Genomic DNA, 22,359 nt, shown 5'->3' on the forward strand with positions numbered 1-22,359 from the left:
GGCGGCAATTACCTACTTCAGGGGCACGCCATCAGCCATCCCGCAAGTTTAGCGGGAAGCGCAGCTGCCGGTTTCGGCATGTGCACCATGGCGCTGCTTTTCCGCCCATCGACCGGCAGCGATCTTGCCGTCAGATCGTCAGGATATTTTGTGGGGAGGTGGTGGGCGGTGAGAGGGTCGAACTCCCGACATCCTCGGTGTAAAAATTAAACAGTCATTTCTTGTGTTTTTTTGTAGTTCCCGCGAATCTAGGGTGTGGACTCACTCGGCTCCATGAGGAGACTGGCGGCACGACCGTCAGCGCTAGAGCGCGTCGGAGCCGGCCTCAACGCGGCCGAAAGCCGCATATTTCCTGGCCAAATTTCACATCCGTAGATTTATCGTGATAGCCCTCAGAGAGGATAGAAACTGAACGGGCCGAGTGCTCGCCTGCTACATAACGAGCCGGCTCTGACCGCTCATCGCACAAGTACGCCAAGCAAGGTTGTGCAGGCCCCAACGCCGATTCCAATCAGCAGCCAGCGAATACGCTCATCTACGATCTGCCGTTGGCGTGCCGCCAGCTGCGCCTTCGCAGGTTGACTTTGATTGGTCTGCTGACCGACGCTTGGCGCATGGCTCGCCTGATCGGCGACAGTCTCTCCTGAAACGCGAGCGGCAAACGAATGAAAGAAATCTTCTGCCGTTTTCCCGGCAACGCCCTGAATCATGCGACTACCGAGGCTGGCGAGCTTGCCGCCCACCTCAGCCCTCGCATCATATCGCAGCCGCGTGCCGCCGGCCTCGTCGACAAGGCTAACCCTCGCCTCGCCCTTGGCAAAGCCGGCCACGCCGCCCTGCCCCTGGCCAGAGATCAGATAACCTTGTTGCGGAACGATGTCGCTTAAGCTGACCTTGCCGGCAAATCGCGCGCTGATCGGCCCCACCCGCGTTACCACGCGCGCGGTAAACTCGGTCTCGCCGACCTGAACCAGCTCCTCGCAACCCGGGATGCAGGCCTTCAGTACCTCAGGGTCATTCAACGCCCGCCATACCGTCGCGCGGCTGGCCGGAATCACGACGTCTCCAGACAGTTCCATCGTCACAGCTCCGCTTTCGGGGGTGCTGCATAGGCCTTCAGCAGGGCCTGTGTACCGTCGCGCGCCGCGCCGCCACTCATGAGCTTCGCATACTGGCTTCTAGCGGATTCGAGGCCGGGCAACGGCAGACCGCGCGCCGCCGCCTCGGCATGCGCCAGCCCCATATCCTTGACGAAATGCTCGATGAAGAACCCGGCCGTGAAATCGCCCGCGATCATCTTGGGGCCGAGTGCAGCCAGCAGGGCGCCGTTCGCCACGCCGCCGCCCAGGACGGCCAGCATCTTCTCAAGATCAAGGCCGACCCGGCCGGCATAGGCAAGTCCTTCGGCAATGCCGAGCATTGTGCCGGCAATCACCGTCTGGTTGGCCAGCTTGGCATGCTGCCCGGCCCCGGCCTCGCCCATATGCGTGATCGTGCTGCCCATCAGGCGCAGCACCGGCATGACCCGCTCCAGAGCACCGGCATCGCCGCCGACCATGATCGACAGCCTGGCATCCCGCGCGCCGAATTCCCCGCCCGAGACCGGGGCATCCAGGGCCGAGAGGCCGCGCGCCGCGGCCGCCGCGGCGATCCGCACGGCAAGACTTGGCGACGAGGTCGTCATGTCGATCAAGACGGCGCCGGCACGCGCCGCTTCGACAATGCCACCAGCGCCCAGATAGATGCCGTCGACATCACTGGGCAGCCCGACCATGGTAATCACAATGTCGGCCTCGGCCGCCGCAGCACCGGCACTATCGCACAGCACCGCGCCGCGCCCCCGCAACGCCTGTGCACTTCCGGGGCTGCGGTTGTAGATGCGCAGCGAATGGCCCGCCGCAAAGATATGGCCGGCCATATGGCGGCCCATGATGCCAAGGCCGATGAAAGCCACACTGGGTTTCATGTCACTCATCTCAGCTCCGTTCCCGCAGCAGGCTGCGGATCATCATGGGTGTTACCGGCTGGCGCTCCACCCGTATACCAAACGGCCGCAGCGCGTCGGCAATGGCGAGAGGCACGGCACCCGTCGCCCCCATGACGCCGCCTTCCGCCATACCCTTGGTTCCGGTCGGCGTCCGGCGATTAGGCGTATGATGGGAAATGATCTCGAAAGACGGGATTTCGCAGGCCGTCGGCAGCAGGTAGTCGGCGAAACTGCCAGACAGGTTCTGGCCAGCGGCATCGTAGATCACCTCTTCATATAGCGCACCGCCAATGCCCATTGCCGTCGCGCCGTGCTGCTGGCCTTCGACGACGACCGGGCTGAGCACCGTGCCGCAATCCTCGACGATCAGATAGCGGTCGATGACGACGCGGCCGGTCTCGATATCGACCTGTACTTCACAGGCATGCGTGCTGTTCGAATAGGTCATCGGCGGCGGATCATAGGCACGATGCGTCTCAAGGCCTGGCTCCATGCCGGGTGGCAGTCGCAGCGGATCCAGATAGGCGGTGCGGGCGATATCGGCGAGCGTCAGGCCAGTCGCGACCCAGTTGCCGCCGAGATGGCGCTCGATCACGCCCTCGCGCATCCGCAGCTCGCCTGCCGCGTTGAGGTCGAGCAGGCCGGCTGCTATGGCCAGTATCTTCGCCTGCAGGTCGCGGCCGGCCAGCAGCAGAACGCCGCCGCCCGCCGTGCCGCCGCGGCCGCCGCGGCTGCCCATCCCATAAGGCGCAACATCGGTATGGCCGAGTTTCAGGTCGACATCGTCCGGCCGCACGCCCAAGCCTTCGGCCACCGCCAACGACAGGGATGTCTCGTAGCCCTGGCCGCTGGCCATCAGGCCGACGGAAGCGTTGACGGCGCCGCTCGGCTCGATCTTGACCCAGGCCGTCTCATGCCCGGACCCGGGAATGCCGGCTGACTTATAGAAGGCAGAGCCATAGGTGGTCGACTCGACGACAACGCAAAGACCGAGGCCACGATGGATGCCCTTGCCGCGATCCTCGGCCTGGCGCTGGCGAAAGCCCTCATAGTCGACGGCCTTGAGCGCCAGTTCCATGGTCTCGCGCGGGGTAACGTCTTCGAGAACCTGGCCGGTCGGCATCGTATAGGGCAGGTCTTCGGGGCGGATCATATTGAGGCGCCGCACATCGACCGGATCGAGACCGAGCGCATCAGCCACCGCATCCATGGTGCCCTCCATCACCCAGGAGGTGATCGCCATCGGCGCCCGCATCGGTCCATTGCCGCATTTGTTGGTCAGCGCAACCCGGACGTCGAAATTGTAATCCTGAATCCGGTAGGGGCCGGTCAGGATCATCGCCACCACGCGGGCGAGGTAATTCGCCGGAAAGAAGCAGTAGGCGCCAAAATCCTCGCGGATATCGAGAGTGAGGGCGAGGATGCGGCCGTTGCGGTCGACGGCGGCGCGGGTGCGCACCCAGTCTTCCCGCGCATGGCTTGCCGCCATCAGATTCTCCACGCGATCTTCGCGCCAGCGCACCGGCCGCCTGAGGCGCCGCGCCAGCGCCGCCACCGCCCATTCCTCGCGGTAGAGGGCGATCTTCTGCCCGAACGCGCCGCCGATATCCGGGCTGATCACCGTAACCTGGGATTCCGACAGGCCGAGCCGGGCGGCGAGCTGGGTGCGGTAGGGATGCGGCACCTGGGTGCCGACATGCATGGTGAGATGCTGGCGGCCCTCATCCCAGACCGCGAGGCAGCCGCGCGTCTCAATGGGCGCATGGGTCTGGCGGCCCTGCCGGAACTGGGCCTCAACAATGCTGTGAGCCTCGGCGAAGCGCCGCTCGACATTGCCAGCCGCATAGGTCTGATGCGAGACGAGATTCGAATCGAGCGTCTCGTCGACCAACGCGGCCCCCGGCGCCAGGGCCGCATCGAAATCGGCAACCGCCAGCAGCGGCTCGTAGTCGACCTGCACAGTCTCGCAGGCATCTTCGGCGAGATAGCGGTCGGTGGCGACGACGCAGGCGACCGGGTCGCCCTGGAAGCGCACCCTGTCGACCGGCAGAATGACGATCTCCGTCGGCTTCAGCCCCTCGATCGGTGGCGCCATGCGGATCGGCGTCGTCTCGCTGGCAAGATCGGCGCCGGTCACGACCGTTTCCACGCCGGGCATGATCCGGGCAGTGTCGCCGTCGATGCGCAGCAGCCGCGCATGCGCATGCGGCGACCGCACGAAGCAGGCATGCAGCGTGCCCGGCAGGGTAATATCGTCGAGATAGCGGCCCTGGCCGAGTAGCAGCGGCCGGTCTTCTTTGCGCCGCAGCGGCCGGCCGAGAACGGACGAGTCCTGCGCCGTCATGACAAAGCCTCCTGGCGCAGGCGGGCGGCCTTCAGGATTGCCTTCACGATGTTGTGGTAGCCAGTGCAACGGCACAGATTGCCGCTCAACGCCTCACGGATTTCGCCTTCCGAGGGATCGGGATGGGCATCGAGCCAGGTCTCGAATGTCATGATCAGGCCAGGCGTGCAGAAACCGCATTGCAGCCCGTGCTCCTCGTGCAACGCCTGCTGCAACGGGCTGAACCGGTCGTTCTTCGCCACCGACTCGATCGTCTCAACCGCACAGCCCTGCAGCTGAACGGCGAACAACAGGCAGGACCGTACCGGCCGGCCATCGACGCGGATCGTGCAAGCGCCGCAGATGCCGTGTTCGCAGCCGATATGGGTGCCGGTCAGGCCGAGATCCTCGCGCAGCATGTCTGAGGCGAGTTTGCGTGGCGCGACCTGTAGGCTGTGCCGGCGGCCATTGACGGTGAATGTGACGGTCAGCTTGTCCTGATCCATCTCACCCTCGTCCCGCTCTGGTGAAGGCATCCACAACCGCCCGCTTCACCATCACGGCCGCCAGTTCGCGCCGATAGACGGCCGGAATCCGAGGATCGTCCTCGGCCTGCAGGCGAGAGACGATATGGCTGGCAAGCGCCGCGGCGACCCCATCACCCGGCGTCTGGCCTACCCAGTTTCCGGCCACGTCGGTCCAGAGGACCGGCCGCGCCTCGACGCCGCCGACCGCCACCCGCAGGCCGGCGATCCGTCCTGCCGGATCGAGATCGGCTATTGCCGCCGCCAGGGCGATGGCGAAATCGCCCGCCCGGCGTTCGAAGAGATGAAAGCCCCAGCCCCAGGACGGCGGCATCGGCGGCAAGCGGACCGCTGTGATGAGCTCATCGGCAGCGAGCGCGGTGGTCATGATACCCTGGAAGAAATCCCGGGCCGCGACACGTCGCCGCCCCGTCGCCGAGGCGACCTCGACCTCTGCGTCCAGCAGGACGGCAACCAGCGGCAGCTGTGCCGCCGGGTCCGCATGGGCAAGGCTGCCGCCAATGGTACCCCGTTGCCGGATCGCATAATGACCGATGCTCGCCGCCGCCACCGCCAGCACCGGACAGAGGTCGCGAACGAGGCTGGATGTCGCGAGATCGTGATGACGCACCGTCGCGCCGATCACCAGCCCGTCGCCGGTCCGCTCGATCCCGTCCAGTTCCGGCAGGCGGTTGAGGTCAATCAGCACGGCAGGCTGCGCCAGCCGCATGTTCATCATCGGCACCAGGCTCTGCCCACCGGCGATCAACCGTGCCCAGTCGCCGTAGTCCGACAGAGCGGCCAGTGCCAGTGCCAGACTGGTCGGCGCCACATACTGGAAGGCGGCCGGTTTCACCGCACCACCGGCCCGAGCAGCGTCGCACCCGACGCCTTGTCGAACAAGTGCAGGCGCTCGCTGTCGATCTGCAGTCGCCCCACCTCGCCCTCGCGATGGCGCAGATCCTTGCCGACGCGGAAGAACAGGGTGTCGCCCTCGACCATCAGGCCAAGATACTGGTCGGAGCCGACCGGCAGCACCGAGGTGACCGTTCCCGACAGTGTGCGCTCCGCCGCCGGCGCCGCGCGGTCATTCACGTCCTCGGGGCGGATGCCGAGAACGACCCCACCATCCGGCGAGACCCCCTGCAGGCGCGCCGCCAGCGCGGCCGGCAGCGGCAGGGAGACGGCGCCGCGGCGGAAATGCAGCACGTCACGCTCGCGCTCGAGCCGACCTTCGAGGTAATTGATCGGTGGATTACCCAGAAACGATGCCACGAACATGTTGCCCGGCCGCTCGTATATCTCGTCCGGCGTGCCGATCTGCTGGATCACGCCGTCCTTCATCACAACGATGCGGTCGGCCAGGGTCAGGGCCTCGGCCTGGTCATGGGTAACATAGACGAAGGTCGTCGCCATGGTCTGGTGCAGTTGCTTGATCTCGGCCCGCATGGTGATGCGCAGCGCGGCATCAAGATTGGATAGCGGTTCATCCATCAGGAAGACCGCCGGCTGACGCACCATGGCACGGCCGAGCGCGACGCGCTGGCGCTGGCCGCCGGACAGCTGCCCGGGCATGCGCCCCAGCAGATGGGTGATGTCCAACTTGGCAGCAGTCTCCTGCACGCGCTTCTCGATATCGGCTTTCGGGTGGTTGCGCATCTTCAACCCGAAAGCGATATTCTCGGCCACCGTCTTGTGCGGATAGAGTGCATAGGACTGAAAAACCATCGCCACGTCGCGCCGGTTCGGTGGAACGTCGTTGACCAGTTGCGCGTCGAACCACAGATTGCCCTCGGTGACTTCCTCAAGGCCGGCGATCATGTTCAGGGTCGTCGACTTGCCGCAGCCAGACGGGCCGAGCAGGACCACGAATTCCTTGTCCCGGATATCCAGACTGAGATCGTGCAGCGCGATAAAGCCGTTGGCGTAGCGCTTGCGGACATGTTCGAAACGAATACCGGCCATGGGGTTTCCTGTCTCAGCCCTTCACCGCGCCCGCCGTCAGCCCGGATACGATGTAACGTTCGAAAATGATCGCGACAATCACCGGCGGAATGATCGCCAGCACGCCGGCGGCGTTGATGAAGGAGAAGCTGATGGTGAAATCCGACGTGAAGGATGCGACCACGATCGGCAGCGTCTGCGATGCAGTTGTCTGCGTGAACATCAGCGCCAGCAGGAACTCGTTCCAGCTGGTCAGGAAAGTGAACAGGATGACGGCGACCAGCGACGGCGTGGCCAGCGGCAGATAGACCCGGATCAGCGCCTGAAACCGCGAACAGCCGTCGACCCGGGCCGCCTTGTCGAGTTCGTCCGGCAGTGACTCGAAGTAGTTCGACAGGATGAAGACGCTGAACGGGACCGTAATCGCCAGATAGGTGATGACCAGCGACCAGATACTGTCGAGCAGCCCGAGCTGGCGGATGAACAGAAAGAATGGCACGACCAGTGCGATGTCGGGAATCACGCGGGTACTGAGGATGAGGTAGACCCCGGCCTGCCGGCCGCGGAAACGGATCTTGGCCAGCGCATAGGCGGCAGGAATGGCGACCAGCAAGTTGAAGATGACCACCAGCGCCGCGACAATGAAGCTGTTTTTCATGGCCGGCAGGAGGTTTCTCGCCGTCGAGGGAATGAAGCCGCCAGCCGACGGATCGGCGCGCTTGCGCGTCTCGTAGGTGACCTCCTTTTCCGGTGCCGAAAAGATCGCCTTGAAATTGGCAAGGCTCGGATGATCCGGGATCCAGTGCGGTGGCACCGACGTGATTTCGGTCTCGGTCTGGATCGACGAGGAGACCAGCCAGGCAATCGGGCTGAGCATGTAGCCGAGGAACAGCATGGACGCGACGATCAGTCCCAGCCGCTGCAGCAGGCGGCGGATATGCCGGCGGCGCCCGTGGCCGCCGGCCATGGCGATGGACGGCATGCCAGTCATTGCTGCTTCTGCCCCAGGCTGCGAAGGATGAAATAGGCCAGGCCGATGGTCGCCAGCGCCAGGATATAGGACAGGGCCGCGCCGGTGCCGAACGACAGGCTGCGGAAGGTCTCGACGTAAATTCGCCACGCCAGGACGTGAGAGGCGTCGCCCGGCCCACCCTCGGTCAGGATGAAGAACAGGTCGAAATGCCGGATTGCCATCATCGTCTCGTACAGGATCACCAGCAGGAAGCCGGGCTTTAGCGACGGCAGCGTGATATGCAGGAACCGGCTGACGAGGCCGGCCCCATCGACTTTCGCAGCGGCATAGAGATCGGCCGGGATCGACTTCAGGGTCACCAGAAGCAAGATAGTCGCCAGCGGGACTTCCTTCCAGACGAAGGCATTGGCGATCAACGCCAGGGTCTTGTCAGCGTCGCCGAGCCAGACCATGTATTTGTCGATGAAGTCGAGTTGCAGCAGCGCGCCGTTGAGCGCGCCGTAGTTCGAATCGTAGATCCACTTCCACATCAGGCCGTTGGCGACATACGGGATAGCCCAGGGCACCAGCAGGGCCGCGGACAGGATTCGTCGGCCGCGGAATTCCTGGTTCAGCAGCAGGGCACAGGCGAGCGCGATAACCGCGATCGCCACGACCGACATCACGGAAAAACTGACGGTCCGGCCGACGGCGTCCCAGAAGTTTGGATCGCCCAGCATGTCGATGTAATTGCCGAGGCCGACGAAGGGCACCCGGTTCGGCCGCGTCAGCTTCAGGCTGAACAGGCTGATATAGAACGAGTACAGGATCGGAAAGACGGCCACGACCGCCAGCACACCGGCCAGCGGCAGCAAGAAGAGATAGGCCGTGCGTTCATCCTGCGTGAACCGCAGCCGGCCGGAAGAATGAATTGTCGCCAGTTCTGTCACACGAAGCCCCGGACTGTGACGCGCGAAAGCTGCCGGTACGCCATGGCGGCGCCGTGGCGTACCGGCTTGCCGCTCATGCCTGCTTTTTCAGCTCGTTCCACTTGTCGGCCGACTTCTTCAGCGCATCGGCAACGCTGGCCTTGCCGAGGATCGCCTGCTGCCAAGCTGCGCCATTGGCATCATTCCACTCGCCGAACCAGGTGGTGATGACATCCTTCTTGCGTGCCAGGCCCTGCTGCTTGGCGACCATGTCGATATCGGCGTATTTGGAATAGGCCTCGCGCATCGCTGGATCCTGGAACAGGCTCTTGACGCCGAAGCCGGCACCGATGTCGAGAAACAGCAGTTTCTGGAACGTATAATCGCCATCGGCCTTGCCACCGAACCACTCGATCAACTTGGCCGCATTGGCCGCCCTCGCCTTGTCGGCCTTGGCGCTCGCCCCCATGCCGTGGAAACGCATCCATCCCACGGTAGCGTGGCTGCCGTTCTCGCCCTGCGGCATCAGTGCCTGCCTGGCGTGGCCCGCAATCGCCGCCTGCGCCGGATCGTTCATCATCCGCAGCCGGTATTTCGGCAGCAGAGCGAAAGCATGCTGGCCGGCGCCGAACGCCTTCAAGCCGGCCAGTTCACCGGTTTCGACGCAGGCGGGCGAGATGATCTTGTGGGTGTTGACCGCATCGACCACCCATTTCAGGGCCGCGGTGGCACCCTCCTTGGCCGATGCCATCGCGGCATTACCCTTGTCGTCGGTGAAGCGGCCGCCGAAGGAGAAGACCATCGCCGACATGAATTCGATCAGCCAGCTTTCCTGCGCCATGCCCAGCATCAACGGATATTGCGACAGGCCGGCGGCCTGGATCTTCTTCGACTGCTCGACCACCTCGGCCCAGGTGGCCGGCGGGGCCGCAATGCCAGCCTTTTTCAGCATGTCCTCATTATAGAGGAAGGCCATGTAGTCGGTGTAATAGGTCAGGCCGTACTGGTGACCCTTGTAGGTCATCGAGGCGTTGCAGAAATCCTCGGCATCGGCGTTGTAGGCCGTCAGGTTCTTGAATTCGTCGATCGGCGCGATCCAGCCGGCATCGGCCCATTCAGGCAGCCAGGTATCGGATACCCACATCACGTCGAGCGGCGCCTTGCCGACGAATTTGGTGATGATCCCCTCGCGATACTGCGCCCAGGGCATGTTTGCGTAGCTGACCGACAGGCCGGTCTTCTTCTCGAAGGCCGCAAGATGGGATTTGACCACGTCAACCGCCGCCGACCAGGTGGTCAGGCTGAGCTGGCCCGCCTCAGCCAGGGCCGGACGGCCGAATGCAAATGACGCGCTGCCGGCCAACGCCGTGGCGGTGGCGGCTTGCAGGAGCGAGCGACGACTGGGACGAAAAGACTGCTGCGACATGATCCCCTCCGTTGGCGGTTCCGCGCTGGGGGAACCGGCAGTTGGCCGATGACCGCGCGGTCGATGCCCCGACACCGGCCGCTCATCACAGCGACCCTAGCGGCCGGAGAGTTTGTCGTCAATTGAAGACTTATTCCGCCGCAATATGCCGCTCTGCCTGCCGTACCGCCTCGGCGGCGGCGGCGAATCCCGCGAGAAAGGAGCGGATATGCATATCGAGAACGACCTCCGCGGGAACATCATGGCCGGCCTGATACAAATAGCGGCGAATCGCAAAATGCGAGACGGCGCCATGCAGTAACCAGCCAAGTTCATGCACCAGGTGCGCATCCTTGGGCAGCGTCACCCCCTGCTCGACCGCCGTCTCCACCGTGATCACCTCGAGCATCTGACGGATGATCGTTGCGATGTAATTCGGCGCCATGTCGACCTCGGCCAGCGACGCGTAGAGGAAAAGGCGCAGCCAGCGCTCGGTCAGAACGGTGTTATAGTAATCGGTGTAGAATGCCTCAAGCCTTTGCTGCATGGGCTTTTTACGGTCGCCGAGCTGAACCAGCCACAGCGACTTGAACGGCGAGAGAATGGCCTGGTTATAGACTTCGGCCAACAGCGCCGCCTTTGACGGGAAGAAGCGATAGATCAGGCGCTGCGAAACACCGCAAGCCTCAGCCAGGGATCGTGTCTGCGCCGTCAGGCCGAATTCGGCGAAGAACTCGACCGCTTTGGCCAGGATCTGGGCGCGACGCTCCTCGAACGATAGACGGCTGCCGCGCTTCTTGCCGGCAGCCGGCGCCGCCGGCTTCTTCTTGTCGCCGCTGGTGCGTGTCAGTGTCGATCTCGCTCGCATCTCGTCCCCGTTCTTACCGCGGCACTCTGCCCATAATTTTGTCATCAGTTGACGACAAAATAGGCTTTTACGCAATCGCTCTCGTCAGTACTATGCCCGCCACCCATTTCCGCGAGGCCTCGATGATTTACGAAATCCGCACCTACCGCGTCCACCCCGGGCAGGCGGGCGAATTCCTCAAAATTTATCAGGATCAGGGGCTTGGGATCATCTCCCGTTACGCCAGCCTGGTCGGTTGCTGGACGACGGATGTCGGTACCCTGAACTCGGTCGTGTTCATCTGGGCCTATGACGATGCCGGCCATCGCGGCAGCCAGCGGGCCAAACTCGGGCAGGATGCCGACTGGCAGCGCTTCGTCCCGTCGATCCTGCCGTTCCTCGTGCACCAGGAAAACGCCCTGCTGATGCCGGCTGCCTTTTCGCCACTCGGCTGAGCCGGAGACTTCCGCCATGGTCGTCGGTGTCTTCGACTTGTTCAAGATCGGAATCGGTCCGTCCAGCTCCCATACGGTCGGGCCGATGATCGCAGCCGGCCGGTTTGCCACCAGCCTGCGGACGACCGGATTGCTGCCGGCGACCTGCCGCCTGCAGGCGGATCTTTACGGTTCTCTGGCCATGACCGGCCGCGGCCATGCCACCGATCGCGCCGTCATACTGGGCCTGCTCGGCGCGCAGCCGGACACCATCGAGCCGGACCGGATACCGTCCCTGCTCTCCACCGTTCAGTCATCCGGGCAGCTCACTCTGGCGGAGACGCAAATCATCGCCTTCAATGCAGACAGCGACCTGCTGTTCCACCGGCAGCAAACCTTGCCGCGGCATCCCAATGCGGTGCGGTTCATGGCTTATGACGCGGATGGGCGGCCCCTGGCGCAGGAGACATATTATTCGGTTGGCGGCGGCTTCGTCGTGACGGAGGCAGAATTCGACCAACCCGCACAAACCGCCGCGGCAATGCCCTACCCATACCGGACCGCCGCCGCGCTGCTCGAATATGGCGCGCGTGACGGCCTGACCATTGCAGGCATCGCGCGCGCCAACGAACGCGCGACGCGAAGCGAGGCCGAGATTGATGGCGGCCTGCGGCACATCTGGCAGACAATGCAGAACTGCGTTGTCCGCGGATTGGCGCAGACCGGCGAGATGCCTGGCGGCCTGCGGGTACGCCGGCGCGCCAGACTGCTGGCCGAGCGGCTGCAGGCACGGGCCAGCAGCAATCACGCCGACCCGCTCGCCGCCATGGAATGGGTCAATGCCTATGCGCTGGCCGTCAACGAGGAGAATGCCGGCGGCGGTCGGGTGGTAACGGCGCCGACCAACGGTGCGGCCGGCATTATCCCGGCCGTGCTGCATTACCTTGTCCATTTCGTTCCCGACAGCGGCGAGCCGGATGTTTTCACCTTTCTGCTGACGGCGGCCGCCATCGGCAGCCTCTACAAGGAGAATGCGTCGATCTCGGGGGCGGAAGTCGGCTGCCAGGGCGAGGTCGGCGTTGCCTGCTCGATGGCGGCGGCCGGCCTTGCCGCTGCGCTCGGGGGCAGCAATGCACAGATCGAGAATGCCGCCGAGATCGGCATGGAGCATCACCTCGGCCTGACCTGCGACCCGGTCGGCGGGCTGGTCCAAGTTCCCTGCATCGAGCGTAATGCGATCGCGTCGACCACGGCGATCAACGCGGCACGGATGGCCCTATCCGGCGACGGCCAGCACCTTGTTCCGCTCGACATGGTGATCAAGACCATGCGCGAAACCGGTGCAGACATGGCGCTCAAATACAAAGAGACCTCTGAAGGTGGCCTTGCGGCCAATATCGTTGCCTGCTGATCGGCATGGAACAGTGCCATGTAACAATATCCGAAGACCAGGACGGGCCAGGCACCCCTGCACGAAAATGTGCAATGCCTTCATGACTGACGCGGCTACAGAACGAATTCGCGGGCGACACCGCGCCCATGCGACCCTCCATCGGTTTCAGCACCCACAACGCATCGCATCCGGCGACTGGTCGCCGAGCCGGGCGGTACGGTCACGATAGAGCTTCTGCCCCCTGTGCTTCGCCGATGCCGGCCGCCCATGGCCGCGACGAACTGGTTGCAGCCATTGCAAAATACCCTCAGTAGATTTTCCACCTCCGGTCCCAGCCATTAGATTTTCCAACAATCATACTAACTGCGTTGGTCTTGCCGAGTATTCCGCCCATCATTCAGCGGCTATTTCAGTGGCCCATGCAACAAAAGGCCGCCGGCAGGACTCATGCGGCATGTTCGCTGATGCTTAACCATATAGAAACACTCAAATTACCGACCGCAAGAACACTAAAACTGGTTCATTTATTTCAGGAGCATGATCGATACCCATCAATTGATAAAAGATCGTTCTTACCGCCGTACCTTCCAGGCCTCTGTTGACTGACATCAGGCAATCCTCAACCTTTTGCAGCATTTCCGCTTCTGTCATCGGCTGACTGGCCGAGCCCCTGTTGACCGTAGTCGTGTTCGAGACGCACGAACCGTCACGCATCCGCACCGTGACGCTGGCGGGTACATAAGTATTAGGATTGTCCCGATCTTCCGCGATGCGAACTCTACGCGCCAACTCGACAATCTCTTCATCAGAAATGCATGGCTGCTTGATCTCATCGATACCGACTTTGCCACGAATCAAGGCGCAGGCAATGGAATACTGAACGCTGAACTGCGCGGTCATCTGTGATGGAGGTTGCCCGTCATATAGCGCACCAACGATACGACAGGCATGCGGTGAGAGCGAGACTTCGACCTCCGCCACATCGCACGGCTTTATCCCATACTCATGCTTGAGAGCCAGAATGCCTTCAATCGGTGCATGGTTGCACTGACAGCTTGGATACGGCTTGCGGCCGATCTGCGAACCAAAAAAAATCTTCCCCAGACCTTCGGTGACTGCAGATAGATCGCCATTTTGGTACATTGCTAGAATGCCGTGCTTGCCATCGAGTGGCTGGTTAACGCCTTCAAGGCCGGCCACCGCGAGATAACCGCAATGTATGCCGGCCTGAACCGCGAATGCGGCCATCGCTTGTTTGCTGGTTGAACGTTCGGTCATCGGCTGGTAGGTGCCCGCCGCACTGAACAACGCCAGCCCCATGGCATCGCATATCTGCTTCTCGTTACCTTTCAATAAACGAGCCGTCATTGCTGCCGATACGATAACGCCATAGACAGAAGAAAAGAACCACGCCTTGCGCGGCGGCGGTGATATAAGCGAAAGACGGCATAAAAGATCGTTGCCATACGCGATCGTCGATAGCAGTTCAGCCCCCGAACATGTAACTGCTTCTCCAACAGCGACCGCAGTGGGGACGACAATGATATCGGAATGAACCACACCGCGATGGAAGACGCTGTCGTAATCAAGAGACGCCGCATACATACTGTTGACGAAGCCTGCTTGCCTTGGCGTGGTCATTTCTCCGGTCATCCAGATCGTGCTTCTTCCAACCGCCCGCTCTGACTGGCAGACGGCAAGAACTGCAGCAGTACCCGGGCTGTCTTTCGCGGCAAGAGCGCAGGCCAAAACATCTATGAGCGACATTTTAGCCGCGGCAATTTCTTGCGCCGGGAGGTCTTGAGCCTGCGCCTCAGCCAGATGCCTGGCAATTGCGTTGGAGACTGCCCCCTGCATATTTGTTGTCGCCGCGGCACTCACTGGCTAGGTTCCGGCGAGATGAAAGCCCGGATAGGTGGCAATGAACCGGTGTATCGCTCGATTTCGACAGCTGTTACCTGCCCGCTGCATCCTTGGGCTAGCGATGACGTGCCGATGTCCCGCGTCAGCACATTCGGATTGCCATGCACGCAAAGCAGCCGACCGTTCTCATCCATCACCGGATCGTACCAGGCACCAGTCGGTACGCGCAAAACATCAGGGGACACGCCCTCGTCGATCTCGGCGCAGGCAAGAAACACCCCTCTCCGGTTAAAGACCTTCACAATATCTCCATCTGCAATGCCGCGAACGGCCGCGACCGACGGGTGGATGGAGCAAACCTCGCGCCCCCGGCGCTTATGTTGGCGGCTATAGTCGCCAAAGTCGAATTGGCTGTGAAGCCGAGTTCGAGGTTGGTTGGCAATGAGATAAAGCGGATGCTCGGCGGAGACCGGCTCGGTCGGAGCCAGCCAGGCTGGATGCCCGGGGCAACTGGCATAGCCAAGACTTTGTATGACCGCCGAACTGATCTGCACTTTTCCACTCGGCGTCGGGAGTGGATGCGCAACCGGATTCTCACGGAAAGCCCGCAACATACCGCCATCATCAGTTTTCTTCGGCAGCTCTAGTTCTCCTCGCTCCCAGAATTCCTCAAATGACGGAGCAGGCAGATCATGCGCCGCCATTTTGGTGCGAAACTCTTCGTACATATGTTCGATCCACTGCCTAGACGTGCGGCCTTCGGTGAATTCGTTCCAGCGGCCCAGTCGCTCTGCCAGATCGGCGAAAATCTCATAATCGTCGCGCGCTTGGCCATATGGCTCCGCCACCCTGTGCATGGCCATGAGCAGTGGATCCGTCGGCGTGCCGGCGATGTCTTCGCGCTCCAGCGTCATAGTTGAAGGCAACACGATATCGGCATGCCGTGCGGTCGCCGTCCAGGCGATCTCATGAACGACGAATGTGTCGAGGCGACCGACCGCGGCAGCGAGGCGTCCAAGATCTTGATGATGGTGAAATGGATTGCCGCCGGCCCAATAGGCCAACCGTATATGCGGATACCGCAGGCGCTGGCCGTTATAGTCAAAAACATCGCCGGGCTTGAGCAGCATATCGGCGATCCGGGCGACCGGAATGAAGTCGCTGACATGGTTTTCACCCTGGGGCAGTGCACCGATGGCAACGACATTGTCGCTCTTGCCATAATGGGCAAGGCTGCCGAGTGCATATCCCAATCCGCCGCCCGGCAACCCCAACTGCCCCAGCATGGCAGCCAGAACGGCCGCCATCCAGATCGGCTGCTCGCCATGTTCCGATCGCTGAAGCGACAGCGAGGTCGTCACCAGAACGCGCTTTTTGGCCAGTGATCGCGCCAAATCGAGGATAACCGCCTCCGAGATGCCACAGATCGCACCGGCCCAGGCTGCAGACTTCTCGATTGCATCCGCTCCCCGGCCAAGCAGATACTGCTCGAATTCCGCCCATCCCGCGCAAAAGCCTTCAATGAAGGCTTCGTCATGCAACCCTTCGGCAACCAGCGTATGTGCGATCCCCAGCATCAACGCCGTATCAGTCAGAGGTTTCAGCGCAAGCCATTCCGCCCTGGCTTCCGGCGGCAAATCATCGCGCAGCGGGCTAACACAAATGAAGCGGCAGCCTCGATCTGCCGCCCTGCGCATGGCATCGCGCTCGACATGCCGGCTCACACCACCACTGGCTACTTGCGTATTCTTGATGGCCATGCCGCCGAATGCCAGAACAACATCTGTATGATCGATGATCTGTTCCCATGTCACATTCCGCCTGGCAACATTGTCTGCCGGTCCCAGAACATGCGGTAGGATCACCGCCGAAGCCCCGGCGCTGTAGGTATTCACCGAGCGAACATATCCGTCCATCACCGTATTAAGGAAACGATGGACCTGGCTCTGCGCATGATGAAACCGTCCCGCGCTCGACCAGCCATATGAACCGCCAAAGATCGCCGATGCTCCGTAAGAATCACCGACCCGCTTCAGCTCCACGGCCAACCGGTCGAGCACTTCATCCCATGGCATCGGGACAAACTCGTCGCGTCCCCTTTTAGCATCGGGTCCAGGCCCATTTTCCAGCCACCCCCTGCGGACCATCGGCTGGCTCACGCGGATGCTGTTGCGTATCGCACCGGGCAGATTGTCGATCAGGCGATTGGGGTCCGGATCGGCTGGATGTGGGAGCACCTGCAAGGCACCGTCGCGCCACCGCGCACGGAATGCCCCCCAGTGAGAACTGTGCGATTTCATCCCAATATCGCCATCCGAACCCACGATCAGGCCCTCAGGGCAGCTGAGACTTGAATCTCAATCAAATATTCGGGCGCGGCGAGTTTCGCCTCGATCGGCGTGCGCGTCGGCGCACGACCCGGCACGACCCACGCATCCCACAATCGGTTCACGATCTCGAAATCGCGGAAATCTCTGAAAATAATGCTCGCGGTTAGCAGCCTCGACTTATCGGTTCCGCAATGAGCGAGCATCTCATCAATCTGAGCCAGCACCTGCCTTGTCTGATCTTCTACCGGCTTGCTCGCATCTTTCGCCACCTGGCCGGCGAGATGGACCACACCGCCATGGATGACGGCCTTGCTGTAACGCTGATTGGTGTCGACGTAAACAATATCATCCATCTTTCGCATTCTCCTCGGGATTGAATGAGGCGCATACTCCTTCCGCCGCGCGGTCAGACATGGGCCATTGCGGCTGCGATGCACTCTTTCAGGGCGCGGGAAAGGTCTTCAATCAGATCATCCGGGTCTTCCAGGCCGATATGCAGCCTGACCACCGGCCCCTTCACCCGGCTGGCATGGTTGCGACGGAAATGCGCCGGTATCGCCAGGCTTTCGAAACCACCCCAGCTCACACCGATGCCAAAAAGTTCGAGGCTATCCGCGAATGCCTCGGCCGCCTGTTCGCCAACTGAGGCCGGGAACTCAACGGCAAAAAGGCCGGAGGCGCCAGTAAAATGACGTTTCCACTGGGCGTGATCCGGGCTCGACTCGAGCGCCGGGTAGTGCACGGCTCTGACCTCCGGCTGGCTTTCGAGCCAACGCGCGACCTTCAGCGCGCTGGCGAAATGACGATCGAGCCTGACGCCCAGCGTACGCATGCCGCGTAAAGCGAGGTAGCAGTCATCGGGGCTGACCGAGTTCCCATAGGCTGCCGACGAGCGCTGCAGCAGGGGCCAGCAGCGCTCGTTCGTCACAGCCACGCCCAGCATGGCATCGGAATGCCCGACCATGTATTTCGAGGCCGACTGGATCACGATGTCGACGCCATGCTGCAGTGGCCGAAAGAAATAAGGTGTGGCCCACGTGTTGTCGATCACGGTGACCACCCCCGCCGCCGCAGCAGCAGCGACGACTTTGTCAATGTCCTGCAGCTCGAAGGTCATTGTCCCCGGGGACTCGCAGAAAATGACCTTCGTCTCTTTGCGAATGGCCGCCCCCAGTTCATCGGCGGCCTCCGGAGCATAAAAGCTCGTAGAAACCCCGAGGTCGCGTAGCTCATTCTCGCAGAAATCACGCACTGGTCCGTAAACGCTGTCCACCATGAGCAGGTGGTCGCCCGGCCTGAGCAACGAGCCCAGCACCCGGGCAATCGCGGCCAGACCGGAAGGAAAGAGCATGGCCTCATATCCGCCATCCAGCTCCCGGCAAGCCGACTGAAGTAGTTTGACGGTCTGGGTTCCAAAGCGACCGTAATAGAGGTTTTTCTGTTTGTCGCGCTGCGCCGCCTTGAGTGCCGCGATCGTGGGGAAAAGAATCGTCGATGCCCGGCAAACCGGGGCGTTCACCAGCCCGGAAAATTGCTCGTCGTCACGGCCAAGATGGACCAGTACGGTGTCGGTTCTCATGTCTGTTGCCGTTCTCCGGGGAATTACGCGAAAATCCGCCTACAGAATCCGCTCGAGGAAAGCCCTTGTGCGCGGATCTTTGGGCGACGAGAAGAATTCACCAGGCGGCCCGCTTTCAACGATGAGGCCCGCATCGGTAAAATAGACCCGGTCGGCCACCTCACGGGCGAAACCCATCTCGTGGGTAACGAGCAGACAGGTCATGCCTTCGGCCACGAGTTCCCGAATGGTCACGAGCACCTCGCCAACCGTCTCCGGGTCCAGCGCCGCCGTCACTTCATCGAACAGCATCACTTGAGGATTCATTGCCAGACTGCGGGCAATCGCCACACGCTGCTGTTGGCCGCCCGACAGCTCGCCTGGATAGGCAGCCTCCTTGCCGGCAAGGCGCACCTTCCGGATCAACGCCCTCGCCCTGTCCTCGACCTCGGAACGCTTCTGATGGAGCACATGAATCGGCGCCATCATCACATTCTGCAAGACCGTTCGATGCGGGAACAGGTTGTATTGCTGGAAAACCATCCCGACATTGCGACGGAGCGCCAGCTTGTCCAGGTTCGTGGAGTGGACGGCGAACCTGTCGACGTAAATCTCGCCAGAATCAATGCTCACCAGACCGTTGAAGCAGCGCAGGAAGGTCGACTTTCCAGAACCAGACGGACCAATAATGCACACCACCTGCCCCTTGCGGACTTCCATCGAGATGCCCTTGAGCACTTCGGTTGTCCCGAATGACTTCCGCACGTCCTTGCAATAGATCAGTGGCTCGTAATGAGCCGATCCGTTTTCGATATCGACCTTGCCGCGCTCAAGGTTCATGCATTCACCCTACGACCGAGAAGCGACGCTCGATTTTCAACGTCAGGCGCGCAATCGGGAAACAGAAGACGAAAAAGAGCAGCAGGAGATAAAAATATGCCGGCATCAGCAGATCGTGGCGGCTGTAGGAAGCCAGCATGTCTGCGATCGTGGTCATGACCTCCCTCACGCCGACGACCGAGCAGAGCGGCGTCGACACCATCACGAGGGCGTAGAGGTTCATCCAGCCCGGAACCATCCGCTTCACACATTGCGGCAATATGATCATCCAGATGATCTGTCGCCGGCTGAAAGCCAGCGACGCAGCCGATTCCCACTGCCCCGTCGGAATCGATTGGATGGCGCCACGGACGACCTCGGCCATATTGGCCGAGGCGGCGATGGCAATGCCGAAGACCGCCTTCGACCAGTCCGGCAGTGGCGCCGAGAACGGTCCGGCATGCAGCGAAAATGGCAGCAGCAGCATGCAATAGAATAAGATCACCAGCCACGGGGCATTGCGGAAAAAATGAGTGAACCCCCAGCAGCACCAGCGAACCGGCATCCGTTCCGCGACCAGGCCGATACCGACCAACGTTCCGAGCACGGTGGCTACGAGCATGGAGAGCAGGCTGATATAAATGTTGGTCAGGAATCCAAGAAGGATGGCGGGAGTCCAGGTCGACAGGATCGCCAGCACCCCTGTCACGTGTCCCGGTGCCGCAGTCTGGGCCGCGACGGACCGGTCTAGCATCGCAAACAGGGCGATGCAGAAAGCCACAATGACGAAGGCTCGTATCGCGGTTCCTGTTGCTGCAGGCGGCGCCCCCCTATCCGTGCGGACCGACAGGATCACGGCAAGCGGCCTATTGCCGGCGGCGCTCATACGCCGATGCCTGGAACCCGGATCGCCCGCTCGACGCGGCCGATCAGGAAGACAAAAAAACTGACAATCGCAACATACGAGACCAGGACCACATTCATCATCTCGCCGACATTGAGGGCGTCAGCCCAGATCTGGCTGCTGACGTAAAGGGTCTCCGGCACGGCAATCGCATATGCCACGCTCGTTGACTTGATGAGGTTGACCATGTTGTTGCCGAATGCGGGAAAGCTGATGCGGACAGCCAGGGGCAGGACGACATGGATATATGTGCCGAGGCGTGTATAGCCGAGCGCCTCCGCCGCCTCCACGGTTGCATGCGGCACCGCCTCGATGCCGCCCCGGAATATCTCGGCATTAAAGGCTCCGGAATAGACTGACAGGCAGATCACGGCCCAGCTAAAACCACTGATCCAGGGAACAGACTGGCCGTACTCGTTGTGAATCGCGATCACCGGCCCGAGCCCGAAAAAGAAAAAATACAGCTGTACGATCGAGGGCGTATTGCGGAAGAATTGAACGTAGCCGTCCACCAGCCAGACCACCGGGCGGAAGCGCACCCCATGAATGCCGGCAACAACAACACCGATCACCGTACTCGCGATTATGCAGATTGCCGCCATCTCAAGCGTGACGGCCAGCCCCTTGAAGAACCGGCTTGCGTCGAACGGGTCATAGAAGACCACAAAATTGAGACCGGTCGTTTCGTGCAGCTTCCGGAACCAGTTCGCCACGGGGCCGAACATGTTCTCCAGCGTCATTCAGGGGCCTCTTTGCGCGCGGCTCCCGTTGCCTGCAGTTTCCGCCGTTCTGCCCGGCGGTTCCGATCAGGCCTAGAGAGAGCCGTTTCAAGGGCGTCCATCACACGGTATCCCGTTGCCAGCGCACCGACAAGCGGGCGGCGGAACGGATGGACGGCGATAGGCTTGACGGGCTGGAGGGGGAGCGCCAGATCGGCCGCCGGCTTGCCCGCGATATAGTCGGCCAGTTCCCGACCATAAATGGTTGCGAGACCGACGCCGCGTCCGTTGCAGCCCAGGATCGCCAAGAGCCGCGGTTCGACCTCGTGGATTTTCCAGCTATGCTCCTGGTTCATGGCCATCCAGCCGCTCCACCAGTAATCGAACGCGATCGATTTGATCTGCGGAAACAGGAACCTGACGCGGGCCATGCTTGCGTCGATATTCGGTTCGCGCTCCGGACCGAACAGGGGTCCGATGCCGCTGAAATGCAGACGGCCGTCTTTGTGGATACGTATGCCCGACATCAGGCGCCGTGTATCGGTGAAGCCCTGGCCCTGCGGCAGCACGGTCCTGCGGATATCTTCGGGCAGTGGTTCGGTCATGAACTGATAGGCGCGGATGGCAATGACGCTGCGCCACAGACGCGGCAGCAACCCGGCGCCGTAGCCATTCGTGGACACGATTGCAAAACGTGCTCGAACCGATCCCGACCTGCATTTCGCCAGCCAGCCGTCGCCCGAGCGTTCGATGCCATGTACCATCGTGTGTTCGCAGATCCTCGCGCCGGCGCCAATGGCGGCGCGCGCCAGCCCGCGCACGTAAGCCAGCGGGTTGAGCGTACCGCCGGCCGGATCGAAAACCGCGCCCTTGTATACGCCCGGCGCGCAGCCGACGAGACTGGCGGTCTCCTCCGCATCCAGAAGTCGCACTTCATAGCCCAGCGCATGCAGATCGCTGACACGGCGTCGCAACTTCTCGAGAGCGGTCGCATTATGCGCGGCCTGAATGCCGCCGGCACGGACCGCGGAGGCATCCATGCCGTAACGTTCGGCGAGGCCATAGACCAGTTCTGGGGCCTCGCGCGAGGCATCGATGATCCGCCGCCCGTGTACTGGCCCGAAGCTCCGCATAATCGCCGACGGCTCCTGCCGGGTCGCAGCGGGGATATGGCCGGAATTGCGGCTAGATGCCCCCCAGCCGACCTCCTTGCCCTCCAGGACCACCGCCTTAAGACCTGCCAGAGAGGCATGCAGTGCCGTCGAAATCCCGGCTATTCCGCCGCCGACGATGACAATATCCGCCTCGATATCCGTGCCGAGCGGCTCGCACCAGAGCGGAGTACCGCCCGTTCTGGAGTAAGGAGTGAACGGCATACCCGAAGAATCGGCATTGGGCGAATGGGCGAGCGGAACCATAGCTGTGCTT

Annotated in this window: 20 protein-coding genes; 2 read left to right on the forward strand and 18 right to left on the reverse strand. The window is 62.1% G+C overall.

Translation table 11 applies throughout. From position 1 onward, the window contains the following. Window positions 1-458: 458 nt before the first annotated feature. From ACFOOQ_RS22610 to ACFOOQ_RS22655, 10 genes are all read right to left on the reverse strand, one after another. A complete protein-coding gene (locus ACFOOQ_RS22610) occupies window positions 459-1,079 on the reverse strand; it encodes a CoxG family protein (RefSeq protein WP_379729988.1) in 621 nt (206 codons plus the stop codon). A 2-nt stretch (window positions 1,080-1,081) separates the two neighbouring features. Next, complete coding sequence (locus ACFOOQ_RS22615) at window positions 1,082-1,975, reverse strand: NAD(P)-dependent oxidoreductase (RefSeq protein ID WP_379729989.1); 894 nt, start codon at window positions 1,973-1,975, stop codon at window positions 1,082-1,084. Between the two features lies 1 nt (window position 1,976). Further along, window positions 1,977-4,331, reverse strand: coding sequence for a xanthine dehydrogenase family protein molybdopterin-binding subunit (locus ACFOOQ_RS22620; protein WP_379729991.1), 2,355 nt, complete (start codon window positions 4,329-4,331; stop codon window positions 1,977-1,979). Continuing rightward, window positions 4,328-4,816 carry a (2Fe-2S)-binding protein gene (locus ACFOOQ_RS22625; protein WP_379729992.1) on the reverse strand — a complete coding sequence of 163 codons (489 nt, stop codon included), beginning with the start codon at window positions 4,814-4,816 and terminating at the stop codon, window positions 4,328-4,330. Before ACFOOQ_RS22625 ends, ACFOOQ_RS22620 begins: the two co-directional genes overlap by 4 nt. A gap of 1 nt (window position 4,817) precedes the next feature. Beyond that, the gene (locus ACFOOQ_RS22630; RefSeq protein WP_379729993.1) at window positions 4,818-5,690 is read right to left on the reverse strand and encodes an FAD binding domain-containing protein; all 873 of its coding nucleotides are present in this window, start codon (window positions 5,688-5,690) and stop codon (window positions 4,818-4,820) included. Further along, the gene (locus ACFOOQ_RS22635) at window positions 5,687-6,799 is read right to left on the reverse strand and encodes an ABC transporter ATP-binding protein (RefSeq protein ID WP_379729994.1); all 1,113 of its coding nucleotides are present in this window, start codon (window positions 6,797-6,799) and stop codon (window positions 5,687-5,689) included. Before ACFOOQ_RS22635 ends, ACFOOQ_RS22630 begins: the two co-directional genes overlap by 4 nt. A 13-nt stretch (window positions 6,800-6,812) precedes the next feature. Beyond that, window positions 6,813-7,769 carry a carbohydrate ABC transporter permease gene (locus ACFOOQ_RS22640; RefSeq protein ID WP_379729995.1) on the reverse strand — a complete coding sequence of 319 codons (957 nt, stop codon included), beginning with the start codon at window positions 7,767-7,769 and terminating at the stop codon, window positions 6,813-6,815. Then, window positions 7,766-8,680, reverse strand: a complete 915-nt coding sequence (locus tag ACFOOQ_RS22645) for a carbohydrate ABC transporter permease (protein ID WP_379729996.1) — start codon at window positions 8,678-8,680, stop codon at window positions 7,766-7,768. The genes ACFOOQ_RS22640 and ACFOOQ_RS22645 overlap by 4 nt, the downstream gene beginning before the upstream one ends. A gap of 73 nt (window positions 8,681-8,753) precedes the next feature. After that, a complete protein-coding gene (locus ACFOOQ_RS22650; protein WP_379729997.1) occupies window positions 8,754-10,085 on the reverse strand; it encodes an extracellular solute-binding protein in 1,332 nt (443 codons plus the stop codon). A gap of 130 nt (window positions 10,086-10,215) precedes the next feature. Further along, window positions 10,216-10,932, reverse strand: coding sequence for a TetR/AcrR family transcriptional regulator (locus tag ACFOOQ_RS22655; protein ID WP_379729998.1), 717 nt, complete (start codon window positions 10,930-10,932; stop codon window positions 10,216-10,218). Window positions 10,933-11,054: 122 nt separating this feature from the next. On the opposite strand from ACFOOQ_RS22655, the gene ACFOOQ_RS22660 reads away from it, so the two are divergent. After that, entirely contained in the window at window positions 11,055-11,366 is a 312-nt protein-coding gene (locus ACFOOQ_RS22660) for an NIPSNAP family protein (protein WP_379729999.1), read from the forward strand. Between the two features lie 16 nt (window positions 11,367-11,382). Next, the gene (locus tag ACFOOQ_RS22665) at window positions 11,383-12,756 is read left to right on the forward strand and encodes an L-serine ammonia-lyase (RefSeq protein WP_379730000.1); all 1,374 of its coding nucleotides are present in this window, start codon (window positions 11,383-11,385) and stop codon (window positions 12,754-12,756) included. Between the two features lie 468 nt (window positions 12,757-13,224). On the opposite strand, the gene ACFOOQ_RS22670 is transcribed toward ACFOOQ_RS22665, so the two are convergent. From ACFOOQ_RS22670 to ACFOOQ_RS22705, 8 genes are read right to left on the reverse strand one after another with little or no spacing between them, the layout of a single operon-like run. Further along, window positions 13,225-14,619, reverse strand: coding sequence for an MmgE/PrpD family protein (locus tag ACFOOQ_RS22670; RefSeq protein ID WP_379730001.1), 1,395 nt, complete (start codon window positions 14,617-14,619; stop codon window positions 13,225-13,227). Next, the gene (locus ACFOOQ_RS22675) at window positions 14,616-16,901 is read right to left on the reverse strand and encodes a molybdopterin-dependent oxidoreductase (RefSeq protein WP_379730002.1); all 2,286 of its coding nucleotides are present in this window, start codon (window positions 16,899-16,901) and stop codon (window positions 14,616-14,618) included. Before ACFOOQ_RS22675 ends, ACFOOQ_RS22670 begins: the two co-directional genes overlap by 4 nt. Window positions 16,902-16,927: 26 nt before the next feature. Further along, the gene (locus ACFOOQ_RS22680) at window positions 16,928-17,284 is read right to left on the reverse strand and encodes a RidA family protein (RefSeq protein ID WP_379730003.1); all 357 of its coding nucleotides are present in this window, start codon (window positions 17,282-17,284) and stop codon (window positions 16,928-16,930) included. A 53-nt stretch (window positions 17,285-17,337) separates the two neighbouring features. Further along, window positions 17,338-18,510 (reverse strand): cystathionine beta-lyase, encoded by a 1,173-nt coding sequence (gene metC / locus ACFOOQ_RS22685; protein ID WP_379730004.1) that lies wholly within the window; start codon window positions 18,508-18,510, stop codon window positions 17,338-17,340. Between the two features lie 39 nt (window positions 18,511-18,549). Further along, window positions 18,550-19,329: an amino acid ABC transporter ATP-binding protein gene (locus tag ACFOOQ_RS22690; protein WP_449265834.1), complete on the reverse strand. Its 780-nt coding sequence runs from the start codon at window positions 19,327-19,329 to the stop codon at window positions 18,550-18,552. Window positions 19,330-19,333: 4 nt separating this feature from the next. After that, the gene (locus tag ACFOOQ_RS22695) at window positions 19,334-20,194 is read right to left on the reverse strand and encodes an amino acid ABC transporter permease (protein ID WP_379730005.1); all 861 of its coding nucleotides are present in this window, start codon (window positions 20,192-20,194) and stop codon (window positions 19,334-19,336) included. Beyond that, complete coding sequence (locus ACFOOQ_RS22700; RefSeq protein ID WP_379730006.1) at window positions 20,191-20,952, reverse strand: amino acid ABC transporter permease; 762 nt, start codon at window positions 20,950-20,952, stop codon at window positions 20,191-20,193. The genes ACFOOQ_RS22695 and ACFOOQ_RS22700 overlap by 4 nt, the downstream gene beginning before the upstream one ends. Then, window positions 20,949-22,349 carry an NAD(P)/FAD-dependent oxidoreductase gene (locus ACFOOQ_RS22705; RefSeq protein ID WP_379730007.1) on the reverse strand — a complete coding sequence of 467 codons (1,401 nt, stop codon included), beginning with the start codon at window positions 22,347-22,349 and terminating at the stop codon, window positions 20,949-20,951. The genes ACFOOQ_RS22700 and ACFOOQ_RS22705 overlap by 4 nt, the downstream gene beginning before the upstream one ends. Window positions 22,350-22,359: the final 10 nt, after the last annotated feature.

It is taken from the genome of Ferrovibrio xuzhouensis (assembly GCF_042648965.1).
Taxonomy (GTDB): domain Bacteria; phylum Pseudomonadota; class Alphaproteobacteria; order Ferrovibrionales; family Ferrovibrionaceae; genus Ferrovibrio; species Ferrovibrio xuzhouensis.

What these genes read in the sequence shown, in the direction of transcription:
- ACFOOQ_RS22610 (WP_379729988.1), bottom strand. Translation starts at nt 1,079, where the DNA reads ATGGAACTGTCTGGAGACGTCGTGATTCCGGCCAGCCGCGCGACGGTA.
- ACFOOQ_RS22705 (WP_379730007.1), bottom strand. Translation starts at nt 22,349, where the DNA reads ATGGTTCCGCTCGCCCATTCGCCCAATGCCGATTCTTCGGGTATGCCG.
- ACFOOQ_RS22650 (WP_379729997.1), bottom strand. Translation starts at nt 10,085, where the DNA reads ATGTCGCAGCAGTCTTTTCGTCCCAGTCGTCGCTCGCTCCTGCAAGCC.
- ACFOOQ_RS22640 (WP_379729995.1), bottom strand. Translation starts at nt 7,769, where the DNA reads ATGACTGGCATGCCGTCCATCGCCATGGCCGGCGGCCACGGGCGCCGC.
- ACFOOQ_RS22680 (WP_379730003.1), bottom strand. Translation starts at nt 17,284, where the DNA reads ATGGATGATATTGTTTACGTCGACACCAATCAGCGTTACAGCAAGGCC.
- ACFOOQ_RS22655 (WP_379729998.1), bottom strand. Translation starts at nt 10,932, where the DNA reads ATGCGAGCGAGATCGACACTGACACGCACCAGCGGCGACAAGAAGAAG.
- ACFOOQ_RS22625 (WP_379729992.1), bottom strand. Translation starts at nt 4,816, where the DNA reads ATGGATCAGGACAAGCTGACCGTCACATTCACCGTCAATGGCCGCCGG.
- ACFOOQ_RS22700 (WP_379730006.1), bottom strand. Translation starts at nt 20,952, where the DNA reads ATGACGCTGGAGAACATGTTCGGCCCCGTGGCGAACTGGTTCCGGAAG.
- ACFOOQ_RS22615 (WP_379729989.1), bottom strand. Translation starts at nt 1,975, where the DNA reads ATGAGTGACATGAAACCCAGTGTGGCTTTCATCGGCCTTGGCATCATG.
- ACFOOQ_RS22695 (WP_379730005.1), bottom strand. Translation starts at nt 20,194, where the DNA reads ATGAGCGCCGCCGGCAATAGGCCGCTTGCCGTGATCCTGTCGGTCCGC.
- metC (WP_379730004.1), bottom strand. Translation starts at nt 18,510, where the DNA reads ATGAGAACCGACACCGTACTGGTCCATCTTGGCCGTGACGACGAGCAA.
- ACFOOQ_RS22690 (WP_449265834.1), bottom strand. Translation starts at nt 19,329, where the DNA reads ATGAACCTTGAGCGCGGCAAGGTCGATATCGAAAACGGATCGGCTCAT.
- ACFOOQ_RS22660 (WP_379729999.1), top strand. Translation starts at nt 11,055, where the DNA reads ATGATTTACGAAATCCGCACCTACCGCGTCCACCCCGGGCAGGCGGGC.
- ACFOOQ_RS22620 (WP_379729991.1), bottom strand. Translation starts at nt 4,331, where the DNA reads ATGACGGCGCAGGACTCGTCCGTTCTCGGCCGGCCGCTGCGGCGCAAA.
- ACFOOQ_RS22665 (WP_379730000.1), top strand. Translation starts at nt 11,383, where the DNA reads ATGGTCGTCGGTGTCTTCGACTTGTTCAAGATCGGAATCGGTCCGTCC.
- ACFOOQ_RS22635 (WP_379729994.1), bottom strand. Translation starts at nt 6,799, where the DNA reads ATGGCCGGTATTCGTTTCGAACATGTCCGCAAGCGCTACGCCAACGGC.
- ACFOOQ_RS22675 (WP_379730002.1), bottom strand. Translation starts at nt 16,901, where the DNA reads ATGAAATCGCACAGTTCTCACTGGGGGGCATTCCGTGCGCGGTGGCGC.